10 protein-coding genes are annotated in these 16,793 nt (G+C 62.8%); 7 read left to right on the top strand and 3 right to left on the bottom strand.

Annotated elements, in window-relative coordinates; translation table 11 throughout:
• The first annotated feature begins 22 nt into the window (after positions 1–22).
• The 5 genes from FTO74_RS14170 to FTO74_RS14150 all read left to right on the top strand — a co-directional run bounded on the left by FTO74_RS14170 (position 23) and on the right by FTO74_RS14150 (position 10,180).
• Complete coding sequence (locus FTO74_RS14170) at positions 23–3,304, top strand: POTRA domain-containing protein (RefSeq protein WP_255462285.1); 3,282 nt, start codon at positions 23–25, stop codon at positions 3,302–3,304.
• A 20-nt stretch (positions 3,305–3,324) separates the two neighbouring features.
• Positions 3,325–4,056 (top strand): peptidylprolyl isomerase, encoded by a 732-nt coding sequence (locus FTO74_RS14165; protein WP_162538725.1) that lies wholly within the window; start codon positions 3,325–3,327, stop codon positions 4,054–4,056.
• Complete coding sequence (locus FTO74_RS14160; RefSeq protein ID WP_162538724.1) at positions 4,053–8,423, top strand: translocation/assembly module TamB domain-containing protein; 4,371 nt, start codon at positions 4,053–4,055, stop codon at positions 8,421–8,423. Before FTO74_RS14165 ends, FTO74_RS14160 begins: the two co-directional genes overlap by 4 nt.
• Positions 8,424–8,445: 22 nt before the next feature.
• Positions 8,446–9,213, top strand: coding sequence for a BON domain-containing protein (locus tag FTO74_RS14155; protein WP_255462284.1), 768 nt, complete (start codon positions 8,446–8,448; stop codon positions 9,211–9,213).
• 100 nt (positions 9,214–9,313) lie between these two features.
• On the top strand, positions 9,314–10,180 hold the full coding sequence (locus FTO74_RS14150) for a UbiA-like polyprenyltransferase (RefSeq protein ID WP_162538723.1): 867 nt from the start codon (positions 9,314–9,316) through the stop codon (positions 10,178–10,180).
• Positions 10,181–10,246: 66 nt separating this feature from the next.
• On the opposite strand, the gene FTO74_RS14145 is transcribed toward FTO74_RS14150, so the two are convergent.
• Complete coding sequence (locus FTO74_RS14145; protein WP_162538722.1) at positions 10,247–10,588, bottom strand: CsbD family protein; 342 nt, start codon at positions 10,586–10,588, stop codon at positions 10,247–10,249.
• Positions 10,589–10,646: 58 nt separating this feature from the next.
• Positions 10,647–10,796 (bottom strand): lmo0937 family membrane protein, encoded by a 150-nt coding sequence (locus FTO74_RS14140; RefSeq protein ID WP_162538721.1) that lies wholly within the window; start codon positions 10,794–10,796, stop codon positions 10,647–10,649.
• A gap of 184 nt (positions 10,797–10,980) precedes the next feature.
• On the opposite strand from FTO74_RS14140, the gene FTO74_RS14135 reads away from it, so the two are divergent.
• Together FTO74_RS14135 and lon are read left to right on the top strand one after the other, a co-directional pair.
• A complete protein-coding gene (locus FTO74_RS14135) occupies positions 10,981–11,844 on the top strand; it encodes a prephenate dehydratase domain-containing protein (RefSeq protein WP_162538720.1) in 864 nt (287 codons plus the stop codon).
• Between the two features lie 236 nt (positions 11,845–12,080).
• Positions 12,081–14,531: an endopeptidase La gene (gene lon, locus FTO74_RS14130; protein ID WP_162538719.1), complete on the top strand. Its 2,451-nt coding sequence runs from the start codon at positions 12,081–12,083 to the stop codon at positions 14,529–14,531.
• Positions 14,532–14,674: 143 nt separating this feature from the next.
• Here lon and FTO74_RS14125 read toward each other — a convergent pair whose 3' ends face one another.
• The gene (locus FTO74_RS14125) at positions 14,675–16,675 is read right to left on the bottom strand and encodes a tetratricopeptide repeat protein (RefSeq protein ID WP_162538718.1); all 2,001 of its coding nucleotides are present in this window, start codon (positions 16,673–16,675) and stop codon (positions 14,675–14,677) included.
• Between the last annotated feature and the right edge of the window lie 118 nt (positions 16,676–16,793).

Genomic DNA, 16,793 nt, shown 5'->3' with positions numbered 1-16,793 from the left:
GGGCCGAAAGGTGTTTGGGATCTTGAGTGAGCTTCGGGCAGTCGAATCTCTTGCCGCGCCGCGGGGGCCCTGGGGCCTGGCTGCTCGGCGGGAGGATGGACGGTGGCCCCTGCGGCGTGTGGCGCTGCGGGGGCTTGTGCCCGTGCTTGCGGCTCTGTTGCCGCTGACGGCGCTAGGCGGCGGAGAGGCGTTCGCGCAAAGCCCCGAGACGCAAGCTGCTCCGGCTACCCAGGCTGTTCCTCCTCCACCGGAGCTGGGGGTGGATGATGCGCCGCAGCCTGTGCTGCCTCCGCTCGAGACCAATCTGGGCGACTGGCGCGGGCTGAAGGTGGTGGCCATCAGGTTCGCCGGGGTCGAGTTTACCGAGAACGACCGGCTGCTCTCCGAACTGGCCCAGAAGGCCGGGCAGCCGCTCGATGTGGATAAGGTGCGCCAGACCACGCGGCGGCTCTTCGCGACCGGGCGCTATATCAACATCGCGGTGCACGGAGAGCGCCAGGGCAACGAGGTGACGCTGATCTTTGCCGGTGTGCCGCGCTACTTCGTGGGGCGGGTCGAGATCCACGGCGTGAAGGATGATCGGCTGTCTTCGCTGCTGGAGTATGGATCGAAGCTGGGGCCGGGGACGCCGTTTGCCCGGTCGCAGGTGACGGCTGGAGCCGATGCGGTGAAGCAGGTGCTGGAGCAGAACGGCTATCACCAGCCGGTAGTCACCACGACGACGCGGCGCGACGACGCCGGACAGCAGGTGGACGTGACCTACACCGTCGCCGTGGGGCCGCAGGCACGCGTGGGTGAGGTCTCCCTCGAGGGCAAGGACCCCGGATTCACCGCGGATGAGTTTCGCAAGAAGGGCAAGCTCAAGCGGGGCGGCAAGGTGACGCGGGATACGACCAGCACGGCGCTGAACAATATCCGCAAGCAGTATCAGAAGAAGGATCGGCTGGAGGCGGTGGCGACGTTGCAGAAGTCGACCTACGACCCGGCGAAGAACACGCTGAACTATGACTTCCATGCCGATCAGGGGCCGATGGTGAAGGTGCAGGTGGAGGGTGCGAAGTTCTCGCGGAGCAGGCTGCACCTGCTGGTTCCTGTCTATGAGGAGGGCGCGGTCGACCTCGATCTTTTGAACGAGGGAACACACAACATCAAGGACTATCTGCAGCAGCAGGGCTACTTCGACGCCACCGTGGCGGTGCGCGTGGTGGGCGAAGACACAACGAACGAGACGGTGCTGTATACGGTGGACAAGGGCGTCAAGCATAAGGTGCGCGCGGTCTCGGTAAAGGGCAACAAGTACTTCAGTGAGGAGCTGCTGAAGGATCGGCTGAAGGTGCAGAAGGCCGATAACTACCAGCGCAGCGGGCGCTACAGCCAGTCGCTGGTGGCCAGCGATGAAAGCTCGATTCAGGACCTCTATCGCGCCAACGGCTTCAGTAATGCCAAGGTGACGTCCACGGTCAAGGATGTCGACGAGGTGAAAGGCAAGAAGCTGAAGGTCTCCGATATTCAGGTGATCTACAACGTGGAAGAGGGGACGCAGCAGGTCTTCGGCACGGTGAACCTGGGCGGTGTGGATGCGAGCCGGCAGCAGGTTATCAACGGACTGCTGAACTCGCGGGCGGGCCAGCCCTTCTCGCTGGTGACGCTCTCGGGCGATCGCGATGCGGTGCTGGCGTATTACCTGAGCAACGGCTTTGACGAGGCCAGGGTGGAGGTCGCGCAGAAGGTCGAGGAGGCGGACAAGAGCAAGACAAACGTAACACTGAACGTTACAGAGGGGCCGCAGGTCTTTATCGGCAAGGTGCTGGTCTCGGGGATTCACCATACGCATCCGCGGTTGGTAAAGGACCAGATGAAGATCCACGATGGCGATCCGCTCGACCAGAGCGCGCTGCTTGAGACGCAGAGGAATCTGTACAACCTTGCGCTCTTCAACGAGGTGGTGGCCGTGGTGCAGAACCCGGCGGGCGAGGCCGAGCAGAAGAACGCGCTGGTGCAGCTGACCGAGGCTAAGCGTTGGGACGTGACCTACGGCTTCGGCTTCGAGGCGCAGACCGGCACGCCCAGCCTGGGCCAATACCAGACGGCGCAGGGCACGACCAAGGCGCAGGAGGGAAAGGCCGGGGTCAGCCCGCGTGTCTCGCTGGATGTGTCGCGCATCAACCTGCGCGGAACCGATCAGTCGTTGACGCTGCATACGACGTACGGCCTGCTCGAAGAGGTGGCGACGTTGACCTATCAGGCCCCGCACATCTTCGGGAATAAAAATCTCATGTTCCAGACCTCGGGCGGCTATTCGAACGTGCAGAACATCACGACGTTCCAGGCCTCGACGCTGCAGGGCGATGTTCGGGCGACACAGAAGGTCGGGCGCAAGGACACCTTCATCTACGACTTCCAGTATCGCCGCGTGGAGGTGAACCCCAACAGCCTGGCCATCGCGCCGAACCTGATCCCGCTGCTGTCGGAGCCGGTGCGCGTGGGAGGCCCCGGCATCACGTGGTATCACGACACGCGTTCGCCCAGTCCGCTCGACGCGCAGAAGGGTTCTTACACCTCGGTGCAGCAGTTTCTTGCCACCACGAAGCTGGGTTCTCAGGTTGGATTCAGCCGCACGGATGTTACCAACGCGACCTACTACAGCTTCGGCAGGCATAAGTACGTGCTGGCGCGGAGCACGCGCTTCGGCTTCATCGTCTCGCCCGGTGACAATCCCAACGCAGGCAATGCGAGCTGCGTGGGCGTGCTGCTGAACACCAACGCGAGCTGCAATCCCGTGCCTCTGCCCGAGCGTCTATACGCTGGCGGCGGTAGCTCGTTCCGTGGATTCCCCATCAACGGCGCGGGTCCGCGAGACCTGCAGACCGGCTACCCGGTGGGCGGCTCGGGTGCGTTCGTGAACATCACCGAACTGCGCCTGCCCGCGCCGGTACTGCCTTACGTGGGCACCAGCGTCAGCTTCGTGCTCTTTCACGATATGGGCAACGTCTTCCAGCATGTGGGCGATGTCTTCCCCAGTATCCGGCACTTCCGCCAGCCCAACGAGAAGACCTGCGAGGTTCTCACCAATCCGGTGGGCACCTGCGACTTCAACTACTACTCGCACGACCTCGGCATCGGCGCACGCTATGCAACGCCGGTGGGGCCGATCCGCGTGGACTTCAGCTATAACCTGAATCCGCCGCGTTATCCCGTTATTCCGCAGATCGACTCGGCGACCGGGCAGTATCTCAACGGCGGGCCTTACGTGGGGCAAGCTGCACACTTCAACTTCTTCTTCAGCATCGGACAGAGCTTCTAGGCGAGGGCAACGGTTCCTGCATGAATGGTGTCTCCAAACTCGATCGCGTAGCCAGGTGGATGAGGCTCGCCTGCGTGGCCATGCTGATGCTGTCGATGCGGTTGCCTGCCCAGTCCACACCAGCACCGGCTAAGGAAGGAACGGTGATCGACCGCGTGGTGGCCGTGGTCAACGGCGACTTGATTCTTGAGAGCGACGTGGACGAGGAGCGACGGTTTGCCGCGTTCGAGCCTTATGGAGACCGGGCACAGTTCTCACGGGACAGAGCGGTCGAACGCCTGATCGACCGGACCCTGATTCTGCAGCAGACCAGGCTGCAACCGGAGGAAGGCGTGACGTCAGCCGCGGTGAAGGAGCAGTTGCAGTCGCTGCGTCGAGACATCCCCGCGTGCAAGCAGTATCACTGCGAGACCGACGCCGGATGGGCGAAGTTCGTCGCCGACCAGGGCTTTACCGTTGCCGAGGTGGAGCGCCGCTGGCAGCAGCGGATGCAGACGTTGAAGTTCGTGGAGGTGCGCTTCCGCATGGGCATACGCATCTCGCCGGAGGAGATCAAGAGCTACTACGACAAGACGTTTGTGCCCGCGTACAGCAGGCAGCAGGACACGCCACCGACGCTCGAATCGGTCTCGGACCGAATCCAGGAGGTGTTGCTGGAGCAGCAGGTGACGAGCCTGCTCGAGGACTGGCTGAAGACGCTGCGCGCACAGGGAACGGTGCGGATCATCAGGCCGGATGAGGTCACTCCATGAGTCTGCTGCACCTCAACGGGCCTGATCCGGAACAGCATCCAGAGCAGCCTGAGACGCCTGTCAACGCTGCAACCAAGCGTGGCCTCCACGTACGCATCGCACGCTGGTGCGTGTGGCTCATCGGCTCTCTGGTGTTGTTGATCGTGGCGTTTGCGGCGGCTGTGGCCTGGTACTCCACCACGCCGGACTTTCAGCGCAGAGTCAACCGTGAAGTCGTCAAGGTGCTCGAAGATGCTACCGGAGGCCGCGTCGAGCTGGCGAAGATCGACGTCAGCCTGAGGCAGCTCGCGATTGAGGCCGATGGTCTTGTCATTCACGGTCTGGAGGGCCCCGGTGAGGCTCCGTATCTGGCCGTGGACCGCATCCTGGTGCGGCTGAAGCTGGTGAGCCTGCTGCATCGCACTGCGGGCGGACCGGCCTCGCACATCGGCCTGAACCTGCTGCGAGTGGAGCAGCCGCGCTTTCACCTGATCGTCGACAAAGACGGCAAGACCAATCAGCCTGTTCCGAAGCATCCGACGCAAAGCAATAAGCCTGTGCTCGACACGCTGCTGGACCTGAAGGCGCATGAGGTTGAGCTGGTCAACGGTGTGGCCCTGCTAAACGAGAAGTCCATTCCGTTCAATCTTGCGGCGCGAGATCTGAATGCGCAGATAAAGTACCTTCCCACGAGCGATCGCTACGGCGCGACGATTGATCTGAACGATCTGCGCACGCAGTTGAAGAAGCTGCCTGAGGAGCAGTCGCAGCTACACATCGAGGCCGAGGTGGGCCGCGATATCGCCGCGCTTACCAACTTCACGCTGCATACGGGAGAGGCTTCGCATCTCGCGGCCACGGCCTCGCTGAGCCACTTCGCCAAGCCGAGCTGGCAGACGAAGGTCGATGGCACGGTGGACCTGAAGCAGCTCTCCCTGATGGCTGGCATCGACGGGCTTACGGGCGGTACGGTTGACCTCGATCTCGCCGGACATAGCTGCAATACGCCACCGGTTGCGGTGCAGAAGCGCCCACGCTTCTGGGAGCGGCTGCACCCGCAGAAGACTCCGCAGCCCAATGCCAAGGTTCCGCAGACCGACCCTGACTGCCAGTCGGGATATCTGCTGGTGGGCACGACGAAGATGCATAACGTCGGCTACGCGGATGAGTATGTGCGCTTCCGCGACATCAACGGCGGCGCGACGTTGCACGTCACGCCCGCTGAGGTGCTGCTGACGGAGTTGTCCGGCTATCTGCCCGGCGGCGGCGGCGCTACGGGGCAGTTGAAGATCGAGTTGAACGCGGGCGCACATGCTTATCTGACTGCTACAGCGGCGAAGATTCCCCTGCGCACCATCATGGATACGACCGCGCCGAAGGGCTTTGGCGATCTCGGCTTCGACACCGCGATCAACGGGCCTGTCGAGGTGGAGTGGGGCGGGCCGGTGAAGGATGTTGCCGACTCGGTGCTGGTCGATGCGGACCTGCAACTCGCGCCGACGGGCGTGCGCAGAGGGCTATCGAATATCCCTGTCTCGGGCCGTGTGCTTGGGCACTACGACGGCAAGAGCGAGTCGGTGCTCATCAAGCAGCTTAACTTCAACACGCCGCAGTCCACCCTCGTTGCCAATGGAGTTCTGGGGGTTGATCTTGGCGATCGACTTACGGACCTGCGGGTGGATCTTGCCGTGCGCGACCTGAGCGAGTACGACCAGCTACTGAAGACGCTTGGTCTCGAAGGCAATGGCAGAAAGGGAGCGGCTGCGATCCCCGCTGTGCTGCATGGCTCCGCGGACTTTCATGGCACGGCGAGAGGAGAGTTGGCAAAGCTCGATGTGAAGGGGCATCTGGATGCGACCAATGTTGAGGTCAAGATCGAATCCGCTCCTCCTCCGGCTCCGCCAGTACCAGCTCGCAAGAGCCTGCTGAGCGCGGTGATGGGCGCGAAGCCTGTCCCACCAGCTCCTCCGCCTGCGCCGATTCTGGACGTGCTGGTCGACTCGCTGGTCGCCGATGCGGAGTACACGCCGGGGGGGCTTGCGATTGCAAGCTCAACGATTACGCGGCGTTCGGCGGTATTGAATGTGGAGGGTTCGTTCAAACCGCGCACGCAGATGGTCCGCAAGACGGAGACATATGTGTGGGATCAGGACACCACTGCTGACCTGAAAGTTCAGTTGGCCCACGCCGATGTACCGGATTTGTTACAAATTGCCGGGCAGCAACAGAACGTGCCTGTCAGCGGGACGATTGCGCTGAACGTAAGTGCCTCTGGCCCTCTGCATAGCCTGAGCGGAGGGGGCACGGCGTCGCTGGTCGATGGCGTGGCCTATGGGGAGCCATTCGAGTCGGTCAACGTGACGGCGAGCATGATGGGCCGCCAGATCGAAGCTACGCAGATTGCGTTGCGGCTGCATGGCATGGAGATCGACGGCAACGGCGGTTATAACATCGACACCCGCAGGCTACATGGACATGTGCAGGGAGACAACCTGGTGTTGTCGAAGTTCAAGGCCGTGCAAGAGGCGAAGATGCCCGCTGATGGAACTGTCAGCCTGAGGGCGGATGCGAACGGCACGCTGGAGGAGCCGGGGCTGACCGCTCATGTGGCCCTCGCGAACCTCGCGGTGGAGGGCAAGCCGATGGGCAGCGTCGCGGTGGACGCGCACAGCCAGGGCAAAGTGGTGATGTATACGGCGAAGTCCACGCTGGTGGGCGCGGAGCTGGATGCCAATGGCCAGACGGAGCTGACGGGCGACATGCAGACCAAGGCGCAGATCACACTGGCGCATCTGGACGTCGGTGTTCCGCTGGGGCTGTTTCAGCCCGATGGTATGAAGGCGACCTCGAACATCTCCGGCGTGGTGACGGTGAGCGGCCCGGCGAAGACGCCGACCGAGTTGAGCGGTGGCGTCGCCTTCGATCACGTCGAGGTCACCTCGAACGGTATTACCCTGAAGGCCGCTGAGCCGCTGCGGATCGGGTTGAAGAACGGGATCGCGAGCCTTGATGAGGTTCACATCACTGGCCCGGATACTGACCTGCGCGCCAAGGGGACGGCGCAGCTCTTCGGAGCGGTGAATGCGAAGACGGGCCAGCCCGACCCGAACGGCGGCAAGGTGGATATCCAGTCGGTCGGCAATGTCAGCATCGCCATCGCTCATACGCTTGATCCGGACCTGATCGCCAGCGGCAAGGTGACCTTCGCGGTCGGTGTGGGCGGCACGGTGAAGAACCCGGGGCTTACGGGCAAGCTGCAGTTCGAGAAGGTCAACATGGCTCTCGATGGCATTGCGAACGGCCTCAGCAACATCAACGGAACGCTCGTCTTCAACGAAGACCGGCTGACGGTGCAGACCCTGACCGCGACCACCGGCGGCGGGCAGGTGAAGATCGGCGGGTTCCTCACCTACAAGAACGGCCTCTACGCCGACTTGACCGCTACTGCCAACACGGTGCGTATTCGCTACAACGGCATCAGCGGCACGGCCAACTCCACCCTGCGCTTACAGGGGGGGGAGCAGAACGCCATACTGAGCGGCACGGTGCTGCTGACGCGCTTCGGCATCGGAGCGGACGTGGACTTCGCCGCGTTTGCCTCTGCTGGAGGTGTGAGCGCGCCGCCGAACCCGAGCGCCGTCATGAACAAGATTCGCCTGGATGTGAAGGTGACCAGCTCGCCGCAGCTCGACTTCCAGAACAGCTATGCGAAGCTGGCGGGCAACGTGGACCTGACGCTGCGCGGCACGCTCGCCGAGCCTACAGTGCTGGGTAAGATTCAGATCACCGACGGCAACGCGACCTTCGCCGGAACTAAGTACCAGTTGCAGCGAGGCGATATCTTCTTCACCAACCCGGTGCGCATCGACCCGACCATCGACCTCGACGCCACGGCCCGCGTGGAGACCTACGACATCACGGTCGGGCTGCACGGCACGGCTTCTAACCTGAAGCCGACCTACCGCTCCGAGCCGCCGCTTAGCGAGGCCGACGTCTTCGCGCTACTGGCGCTCGGCCGCACGCAGGAGGAGGCGCAAATCTACCAGGAGCAGCAGGTGCAGGCAGGAACCGATCCGGCAGCGAGCAGCCTGTTGGGCGGTGCGCTCAATGCCACCGTCAGCAGCCGTGTGTCGAAGCTCTTCGGCGGCGGCAGCGTCAAGATCGACCCTGCGTTCGTTGGCACGCTGGGCAACTCATCGGCGCGCATCACGGTGCAGCAGCAGCTCTCGCGTCAACTGACGCTGACCTATGCGACCAACGTCAACTCTTCAGCCGAGCAGTTGATCTCGGTGCAGTATGATCTGACACCTAACGTCTCCATCGTCGCAACTCGTGATGAGAGCGACGTGTTCAGCATTGTGTATAAGATTCGGCGGCGCTATCGTTAGGCCGTAGCCTGAGGAGGATGAGATGGCAATGAAGAACGCTGCGATGTTCAAGAGCCTGGTGTTGGGATGCGTGTTGCTGGTCGGCGGTCATACAGCGCCGGCTCAAGGGGCTGCGGTACAGGACCAGAAGACGCAGGTCGATATCAACAAGTCGCTCAGCAATAAGCGCTTCAAGGATGTGAAGAGCACCGTGCAGGATGGCGTCGTGACGCTGACCGGCTCCGTCGCCCTGTACTTCGACAAGAAGGATGCTGAGCACCGGATTCGCCATGCGCAGGGGCTTGAGCAGGTGCATAACGAGATCGTCGTGGCAGGGCCGGTGGTGGAAGATGAGACGCTCCGCGACAAGCTTGGGAACAAACTGGTCTACGACCGTGTGGGCTATGGCACCACCATGTTCAATGCCCTGACCATCGGCGTGAAGAACGGCGTGGTTACGCTGGGCGGAGTCGTCTACGGGCCGGTCGATAAGTCGTCGGCGCTGGATCTGGTCGAAACCTATCCCGGCGTCAAGGACGTGGTCGACAACATCGAGGTCGCGCCGCTCTCGCCCAACGACGACCGCCTCCGCGTGGCTCTCCGCCGTGCGGTCTATGGTGCGCCGCAGTTGAACCGCTATGCGATGGACCCGGGCAAGCCCATACGGATCACCGTCATCAACGGCAACGCGACGCTCTCGGGCGTGGTCGATACGCAGGCGGATAAGGACATTGCATTTCTGCAAGCCAACTCGGTCGCGGGTGTGTTCAAGGTCGTCAATAATATTCAGGTGGTTGGACGGGAGAAGTAGGTTTTTTAGAAGCAACAGCGCCCTAACGCCGGGCGGGCGCCACTTCGTAGGGTATTGGACGCTTCGCGTATAACCAACTGCTCGGAGTACCATAAGCACTATGGCTTCATTGCGACAGAGCACCCTCATTACGCTCGAGATGATCAAGTGGGAGCACTCCATCTTCGCGCTCCCGTTTGCCTTGACGGGCGCCATGCTCGCCGCCGGCGGACTGCCCACGTTGCCCGTTCTCGGCTGGATCATCGTGTGCATGGTCTCGGCACGTTCGGCGGCCATGGCGTTCAACCGCCTGGTCGACGCCCGGCTCGACGCCGACAACCCCCGCACCGCGATGCGCGCCATCCCGGCAGGAGCCCTGACGACGACCTTCGTCGCGGGCTTCGTCCTCGTCTGCTCGGGCATCTTCTTCTTTGCCTCCGCGATGCTCAACAGGCTGACACTCGAACTGGCCCCGGTGGCTCTCGCGGTGGTGCTGCTCTACAGCTACATGAAGCGAGTGACGCGCTGGTCGCACCTGGTGCTGGGGCTGGCGCTCGGCATCGCGCCTTCGGCGGCGTGGATCGCGGTGCGCGGCACCTTCGACCCGCGCATCATCGTACTTACAGCGATCGTCGTGCTGTGGGTTGGCGGCTTCGACGTGCTCTATGCCTGCCAGGACTTCGAGCACGACCGCCGCGTCGGCCTCAACAGCGTGCCCCAGGCCTTCGGGCTGGAGGGCGCGTTCTGGATCGCCCGCGTCATGCACCTGGGGATGATCGCGCTGCTGGTCTGGCTCGACCGGCTCTTCAGCCTGGGGCTGATGGGCGCGGTCGGAACGATCCTCGTGGCCGCGCTGCTGGCCTATGAGCACAGCATCATCTCTCCCCGCGACCTGCGGCGGATGAACGCGGCATTCTTTCTGCTGAACGGAATTATCTCGGTGGTCTTCTTCGTCTGCGTGGCCGCCGACATCCTGATCCGCCACTAAGCACAAACGCACAGCCCGCCTGAATGGCGACGGGCTGTGCGTTTTGTCCTTTGTCGGAAACCGGAGTTAGCGGCGGCGGTCTACGTCCTGCTCAAGGTGATTGAGCCCCCGCTTGATGGAATTCTTCAGGTTCGCAGCTCCTTCGATCGCTTCATCCCGAAGACTGACGCTCGAATCGTTCGCGTCGGTACGAAGCTCCGCCTCCTGCTCGTCGCTGGCGGCGCGTGCCGAACTGGTGAGGTGAGCCGCCGTATCCTTTACGTTGCCCCAGGTCTCCCTGGCATGGCCCTTTACCTGATCGGCGGCCCCGGAGTTAGCCAGCTTCTCATTGCCGGTCACATTTCCAACGACTTCCTTGAGCTTGCCTTTTGCTTGATCCAGAATGCCCGCTGCTTGATCGTTATTCATGGTTAGCCTTCCCATTTCCGTGTACGGCTGAGTCGGTCGGCGTGCAGGAACCGCGTGCCTAAAGCGCGCGGCGGCCGGACAGCAGGTTGAAGATCAGAACGATGACGGCCAGCACCAGCAGGATATGAATCCATCCGCCGAGGGTGTAGCTGCTGACGAGACCGAGGATCCAGAGAACTACTAAGAGAATCGTGATGGTCCAAAGCATGGGGTGATCCTTCCTTCCTTGGCCCGCGGCCCTGGTGTCGGCCGTGGGCTACCATGGAGTGCCGGGGCAGTCCTTGGCCCATGTGGTAAGTTGCGGGGTAACGTAGGCGGGTTGCCAGTAATTTCCAGATCTATAATCAGGAACTGACTTTTAGGAACTTTACGCGGGTCTTGCACGGCCCAGGATGCAGTCGGCGCGCAGGCGCGGAAGGAAGCAAGTGAGAGTCGCGATTCAGGGAGAGCTCGGGTCCAACAGTCACATGGCCGCTTTGGCCGCATTCGAGGCACAGGCAGCAGGCATCGAGATCGTTCCCTGCATGTTGTCGGTCGATGTCTTCGACCGCATCCAGTCGGGCCAAGTGGAAGCCGCCGTGCTGCCCATCGAGAACAGTCTCCACGGCTCGGTCGCCGAGCACTACGATCTGCTGCTCGAACGGCCGGTGACCATCGCGGCGGAGAGCCTGCTGCGTGTGCGGCACAACGTTACCGTCGCGCCGGGAGTGCGGCTGGAGGAGGTTCGCCGGGTGCTCTCGCACCCGGTGGCGCTCTCGCAGTGCCGCAAGTGGCTGGCGGCAAATTCGCAGATCGAGGCGGTGCCCTTTTACGACACGGCGGGCAGCGTGAAGCACATCATGCAGCTCGGCCTGCGCGACACCGCCGCCATCGCGCCCGCGCTCGCCGCCCGACAGTACGGGGCCGAGATTTTGGTCGAGGGCATGGAAGACCATGCCGAGAACTACACCCGTTTTTACACACTGGCGCTGCCGGAGCATCGCTCCAGCGTAGGCGCGGCTGGGCCGAACAAGCTTAGCGTGGCTTTCAGCGTCGAGCACCGGCCCGGCACGCTGATGCTGGCGCTCGAGGAGTTCCGCCGCGCCGGTCTCAACCTGACCCGCATCGAATCGCGCCCGGTGCCGGGGCGTCCGTGGGAGTACATCTTTTACGTCGACGTCCGCTTCGAGCGCGGCCAGCAGATGGACGAGGCGATGGCCGGACTCAGCCGCCACTGCCAGATGGTCAAAGAGCTGGGCCGATACCCCGCTGCCTGAGTCCAGAAAACTAAACCTACAGTCTAATGCCACAGACCGGGCCGTCCTCACATCCTATGTAAGAACAGGTTGTGCAGGGACGGGCTGAGAAGCGGCTGCATGCGTCGCAAACTATTCATGCCATTGGGCCTGCGGTCGATAGGTTTGGAGTGGAATAGGAGGCTGGAGTTTGTCTGCGACTTTTTCTGGACTTGATACATCGAATAGCTGATAATTTGATGGAAGGACACTCAACCATGCAAAATGATTTCGTAAGCGTCATCAAGCCCACCGCCGCAAAGTCCGGAGAAGTCGTCAGCAAGATTGAGGGCGGAAGCCTTGCGGTTCCGGTTCTGCCGGTCCGCGATACCGTTCTCTTTCCCCATGCCGTCCTTCCCTTGACTGTCGGCCGCGAGAGCTCCATCCAGCTCATCCAGTCGCTCGGCGAAGAGAAGACCATCCTCGTGGTGGCGCAGCGTGACGCCCGCATGGACGTGCCCGAATCGGCCGATTTGCACGCCATTGGCACTCGTGCGACCGTGCACAAGGTCGTCAAGATGCCGAACCAGAGCCTCTTCGTCTTCACGGAGGGCAACGAGCGCGTGCGTCTGGGCGAGTTTGCGCAGTCGACGCCCTTCATGACCGCCGAGTACACGATCCTCGAGGAGATTCAGCCTGAAAAGACGCCGGAGTTGGAGGCGTTGCAGCGCAATGTCGTCAGCCAGTTCCAGCAGATCGTCACCGCGTCGCCCACACTCTCGGACGACCTGCAGACGATTGCGATCAACATCGACGAGCCGGGCCGTCTGGCGGACTTCATCGCCTCCAGCCTGCCGTTTTTGACCACCAACGACAAGCAGGAGCTGCTCGAGACGCCCAATATCGCGGCGCGCTTGGAGCGGATCAACAATCATCTGGCCAAGGAGCTGGAGGTCCAGCAGCTTCGCAACAAGATCCAGACCGAGGTGCAGGATTCGGTGCAGCAGTCGCAGCGCGACTACTACCTGCGCGAGCAGTTGAAGGCCATCCAGAAGGAGCTGGGCGACATCGACGATACCCAGAAGGATATCGCCGATCTAAAAGAGAAGATCGAGAACGCGGGCATGCCCGAGGAGACCAAGAAGGACGCTCTCAAGGAGCTTGGCCGCCTCTCGCGGATGAACCCAGCCGCTGCCGACTACTCGCTGACGCGCAACTACGTGGAGTGGCTGGCCGTGCTGCCATGGGCGAAGACCAGCTCGGGCGAGGTCGATATTTTGAAGGCCAAGGAGTTCCTCGATGAGGATCACTACGGCCTGGGCAAGGTGAAGGAGCGCATCCTCGACTACCTCTCCGTGCGCCGTTTGAAGCCGGACATGAAGGGGCCGATCCTCTGCTTCGTCGGGCCTCCGGGCGTGGGTAAGACCTCGCTGGGCCGCTCTATCGCTCGTGCGCTCGGACGCAAGTTCTCGCGCATCTCGCTGGGAGGAATGCACGACGAGGCCGAGATCCGCGGGCATCGCCGCACCTACATCGGCGCGCTGCCGGGACAGATCATTCAGCACCTCAAGAGGGTTGAGGTGAAGGACCCTGTCTTCATGCTCGACGAGATCGACAAGCTGGGCCGCGACTTTAGAGGAGATCCAGCAAGTGCCTTGCTGGAAACCCTTGACCCGGAGCAGAACAACACCTTCCGGGACAACTACCTCGACCAGCCGTTCGACCTCTCGAAGGTGCTCTTCATCTGCACGGCGAACCAGCTCGACACCATCCCCGGCCCGCTGCTCGACCGTATGGAGATCATCGAACTGACCGGCTACACCGAGGAGGAGAAGGTCGCGATCGCGGAGAAGTACCTGATCCCGCGGCAGATCAAGGAGAACGGCATCGACGCCTCGCTGATCGAGTTCCCCAGCGAGAGCGTGGCACTGATCGCGCGGCACTACACGCGTGAGGCAGGCGTTCGCAAGCTCGAGCAGCAGGTAGGTACTGTCTGCCGCAAGCTGGCGCGCAAGATCGCCGAGGGACGTACGGAGAAGCTGGTCATCACGCCGGAGATCATCCACGAGTTCCTGGGCGGCATCAAGGTCCGCGTGGATACGGAGATCGCCGAGCGGACCAGGCGGGCGGGTGTGGTTGTCGGGCTGGCGTGGACGCCTGCCGGCGGCGACATCCTCTTCATCGAGGCCAACAAGATGAAGGGCAAGGGCGGCTTCACCATCACCGGTCAGATTGGCGATGTGATGAAGGAGTCCATGCAGGCTGCGCTGACGTGGGTACGCTCGAACGCCGTGTCGCTGGGGCTGGACGAGGACTTCACCAAGGACACGGACCTGCACATCCACGTGCCTGCGGGAGCGATCCCGAAGGACGGGCCGAGTGCGGGCGTGACGATGGCGACGGCGATCGTCTCGCTCTTCACCGATAAGCCGGTGCGGCCGTTGCTGGCCATGACGGGCGAGATCACGCTGAGCGGCGATGTGCTGCCGGTCGGCGGGATCAAGGAGAAGTTCCTTGCGGCGAAGCGGGCTGGCGTGCGGGATGTGATCCTGCCGGTCGATTGCAAGCAGCAGGTCGATGAGGACCTGACGCCGGAGCAGACCGAGGGGATCACGATCCACTACGCGCGGCGGATCGAGGAGGTGCTCGCGGTGGCGCTGCCGAAGACGGTCGTGGAAGAGGTGCAGGACGAGGTGGTGCGCGAAGAGGTTCTCAGCGCCACTGTCTAATGCACTATAGCCTGCGGTCCTCCCGTTGGTCGATTTCGTTTCCGACCAGCGGGAGGATCTTTGCTTTTTAAATCGCCCAGACAAGTATGAAAGTCACGAAGTGACCGCCCTCCGCGTAGGAGGCCCGTCCGGCAGGATGCCTTTTACGTCATCTCATTCAACCGTCTCAGCACTTCACGCGCATTGCCGTCATCCGGGGAGATCCGCAGGGCTGTCTCTGCTTCTGTACGTGCGGCAGGGAAGTCACCAGTCGCCGCAAGTGCGCTCGCGAGGTTGACGTGGAACTCCGGGTCTTGAGGTAGTATGCGGATCGCGTGCCGAAGCTCCGTGATGGCGGCTGTGAAGTTGTCCTGATCGGCGTAGACCCCCGCGAGATTGTTGTGCTGCGAGGCGCTGAAGTCGTCCTCCTGCGGGTGAGCGGCGAGTGCTTTCGTGAACAGTTCTGCGGCTCGCTTCAGGTCGTGGTGCTCTTCGCGCGCGATCAGGCCGAGCGCGGCGAGTACGTTCTCGTTGTTCGGCTGCGCAGCCAGTGCGCGGTTCAGCGACTCCTCGGAGCCGCTGCCGTGCCCTGCGCGGGCGAGGATCATGCCCTCTTCTCCTGCGACGTCTGGATCGCCGGGAGCGAGTGCGCGGGCCTTGGCAAGCATCGCCAGCGCCTGCTCGAACTGTGAGCGATCCGCGTAGAGCGAGGCTAAGCCCTCGTAGCCCTTCAGGAGAAAGAGCCGGTCGGGCGGAAGCTGCTCCTGGGCGAGCGCGATGGTCTTCTGGTAGTTCTGCTCGGCCAGCGGCGATGTGGTCGAGTCGGCACTCTGCGCGGTGGCGACCATGTAGCGGACGAACGGCGCGTCGGGCGACTGCGGAAGCGTCGCGGTGAAGAGTGTCGTGTCATCCTTCCAGTCGGGATTGCGGAGGATCGTCTCAGCGATGTAACCGACGAGCACGATAGCCAGCACGGCACCGGCTACAGGGGTGCGTGCCTTCTCCGGCAGGCGGTCGATGAGCCATGCTGCCGCCAATACAGCCAGCAGGCAGAAGCCCGCGGAGGGCAGGTAGAGATAGCGTTCGGCGAAGGGATTACGGCCCAGGCCGTTGAAGTTCATCGCAGGAACGAGGAAGAGGAAGACCCCGAGTGCGGCGAAGGCGCAGAGCGGTGCGCGGCGCACGAGCGCGGCGATGCCCGCTGCGGCGCAGAGCAGGAGCAAGATCGCCGCCCAGCCACGCAGGTCGGTGACGGAGCGGATGGGGTGGAAGAGGTGGTAGGCGTTCAGGTCGAGGGGCAGCGCCAGCTTAGCCCAATAGGAGATCATCAGGTGCAGCATCGTCAGCAGAGACTGTACGGGTGTCAGCGCCCAGTCACGCGGGCCGGTGCTCAGGCTGCCCAGCACGCTGACGCGCAGCGCCATGTATGCGGCGAGCACGATCCAGTAAGGCACGCTGGCGATGAGTGCGCGCCGAGTTCGGGTGGTTGACTCGGTGAGCCATACGTAAGCCGCTACGCCAATCGGAAAGACGACTGCCGTCTCTTTCCACAGCAGCGCGATGGCAAAGGCCACCAGCGAGAGCACTTGCAGGAGAGGCTTCGTTCGGGCACGCAGAAAGAGCGCGAAGGCTAGCAGGATGAAGAGTCCGAATCCGAGGTCGGGGAGCGCGGCGATCCAGTCGACTGCCTCGGTATGGACGGGGTGTACGGCGAAGAGCGCGGCGGCTGCACAGGCTACGCCTAGCCTGTGCGTTAGCAGTTGGAAGACGGCGAAGGCCGCCAGCGCCCCGGCGACCGCGAAGAGAATGCTGCATCCGTGGAAGGCTGCGGGTGAGCCGCCGGACCAGTCGTTCACGATGCGGTACGTGAGCAGTTGCAGCGGGCGATAGACCTGCGTGTGGCCGGACTGATCCTGCCGGGTGAAACGGACGTCCTGTGTGAAGAGAGGGGCCAGCGGCGCGTCCGGCTTCATGTACGGGTTCATCACGATCTGCTCGTGATCGTCCCAGACGAAGCCGTTGCCGATGCTGTTGCCGTATGCGACAACGACCAGCACGCAGAGCGCCAGCGCAGCCAGAAGCGTGCGCCATGAGGCGAGCGGAAGAGGGAAGGTCTGTGCTGGAGCCGGTTTCTGGTTCTTCTTCAGAACACGCTTTGTCGTCATCGCGGATGGGTCCAGTTATATCGCAAGACAAAAGCATTGTCCTGCCGGACGAGCCTCCTACGCGGAGGGCGGGCGTTTGCACGCCTTTTTACTGCTTCGCGTGGTCCTCCCGCTGGTC

The sequence above is a fragment of the Granulicella sp. WH15 genome (assembly GCF_009914315.1).
In the GTDB taxonomy this organism is placed as follows: Bacteria; Acidobacteriota; Terriglobia; order Terriglobales; family Acidobacteriaceae; genus Edaphobacter.
This window is presented reverse-complemented; position numbering and strand designations above follow the sequence as displayed.

What these genes read in the sequence shown, in the direction of transcription:
- FTO74_RS14165 (WP_162538725.1), top strand. Translation starts at nt 3,325, where the DNA reads ATGAATGGTGTCTCCAAACTCGATCGCGTAGCCAGGTGGATGAGGCTC.
- FTO74_RS14160 (WP_162538724.1), top strand. Translation starts at nt 4,053, where the DNA reads ATGAGTCTGCTGCACCTCAACGGGCCTGATCCGGAACAGCATCCAGAG.
- FTO74_RS14155 (WP_255462284.1), top strand. Translation starts at nt 8,446, where the DNA reads ATGGCAATGAAGAACGCTGCGATGTTCAAGAGCCTGGTGTTGGGATGC.
- FTO74_RS14150 (WP_162538723.1), top strand. Translation starts at nt 9,314, where the DNA reads ATGGCTTCATTGCGACAGAGCACCCTCATTACGCTCGAGATGATCAAG.
- FTO74_RS14145 (WP_162538722.1), bottom strand. Translation starts at nt 10,588, where the DNA reads ATGAATAACGATCAAGCAGCGGGCATTCTGGATCAAGCAAAAGGCAAG.
- FTO74_RS14140 (WP_162538721.1), bottom strand. Translation starts at nt 10,796, where the DNA reads ATGCTTTGGACCATCACGATTCTCTTAGTAGTTCTCTGGATCCTCGGT.
- FTO74_RS14135 (WP_162538720.1), top strand. Translation starts at nt 10,981, where the DNA reads ATGCAGTCGGCGCGCAGGCGCGGAAGGAAGCAAGTGAGAGTCGCGATT.
- lon (WP_162538719.1), top strand. Translation starts at nt 12,081, where the DNA reads ATGCAAAATGATTTCGTAAGCGTCATCAAGCCCACCGCCGCAAAGTCC.
- FTO74_RS14125 (WP_162538718.1), bottom strand. Translation starts at nt 16,675, where the DNA reads ATGACGACAAAGCGTGTTCTGAAGAAGAACCAGAAACCGGCTCCAGCA.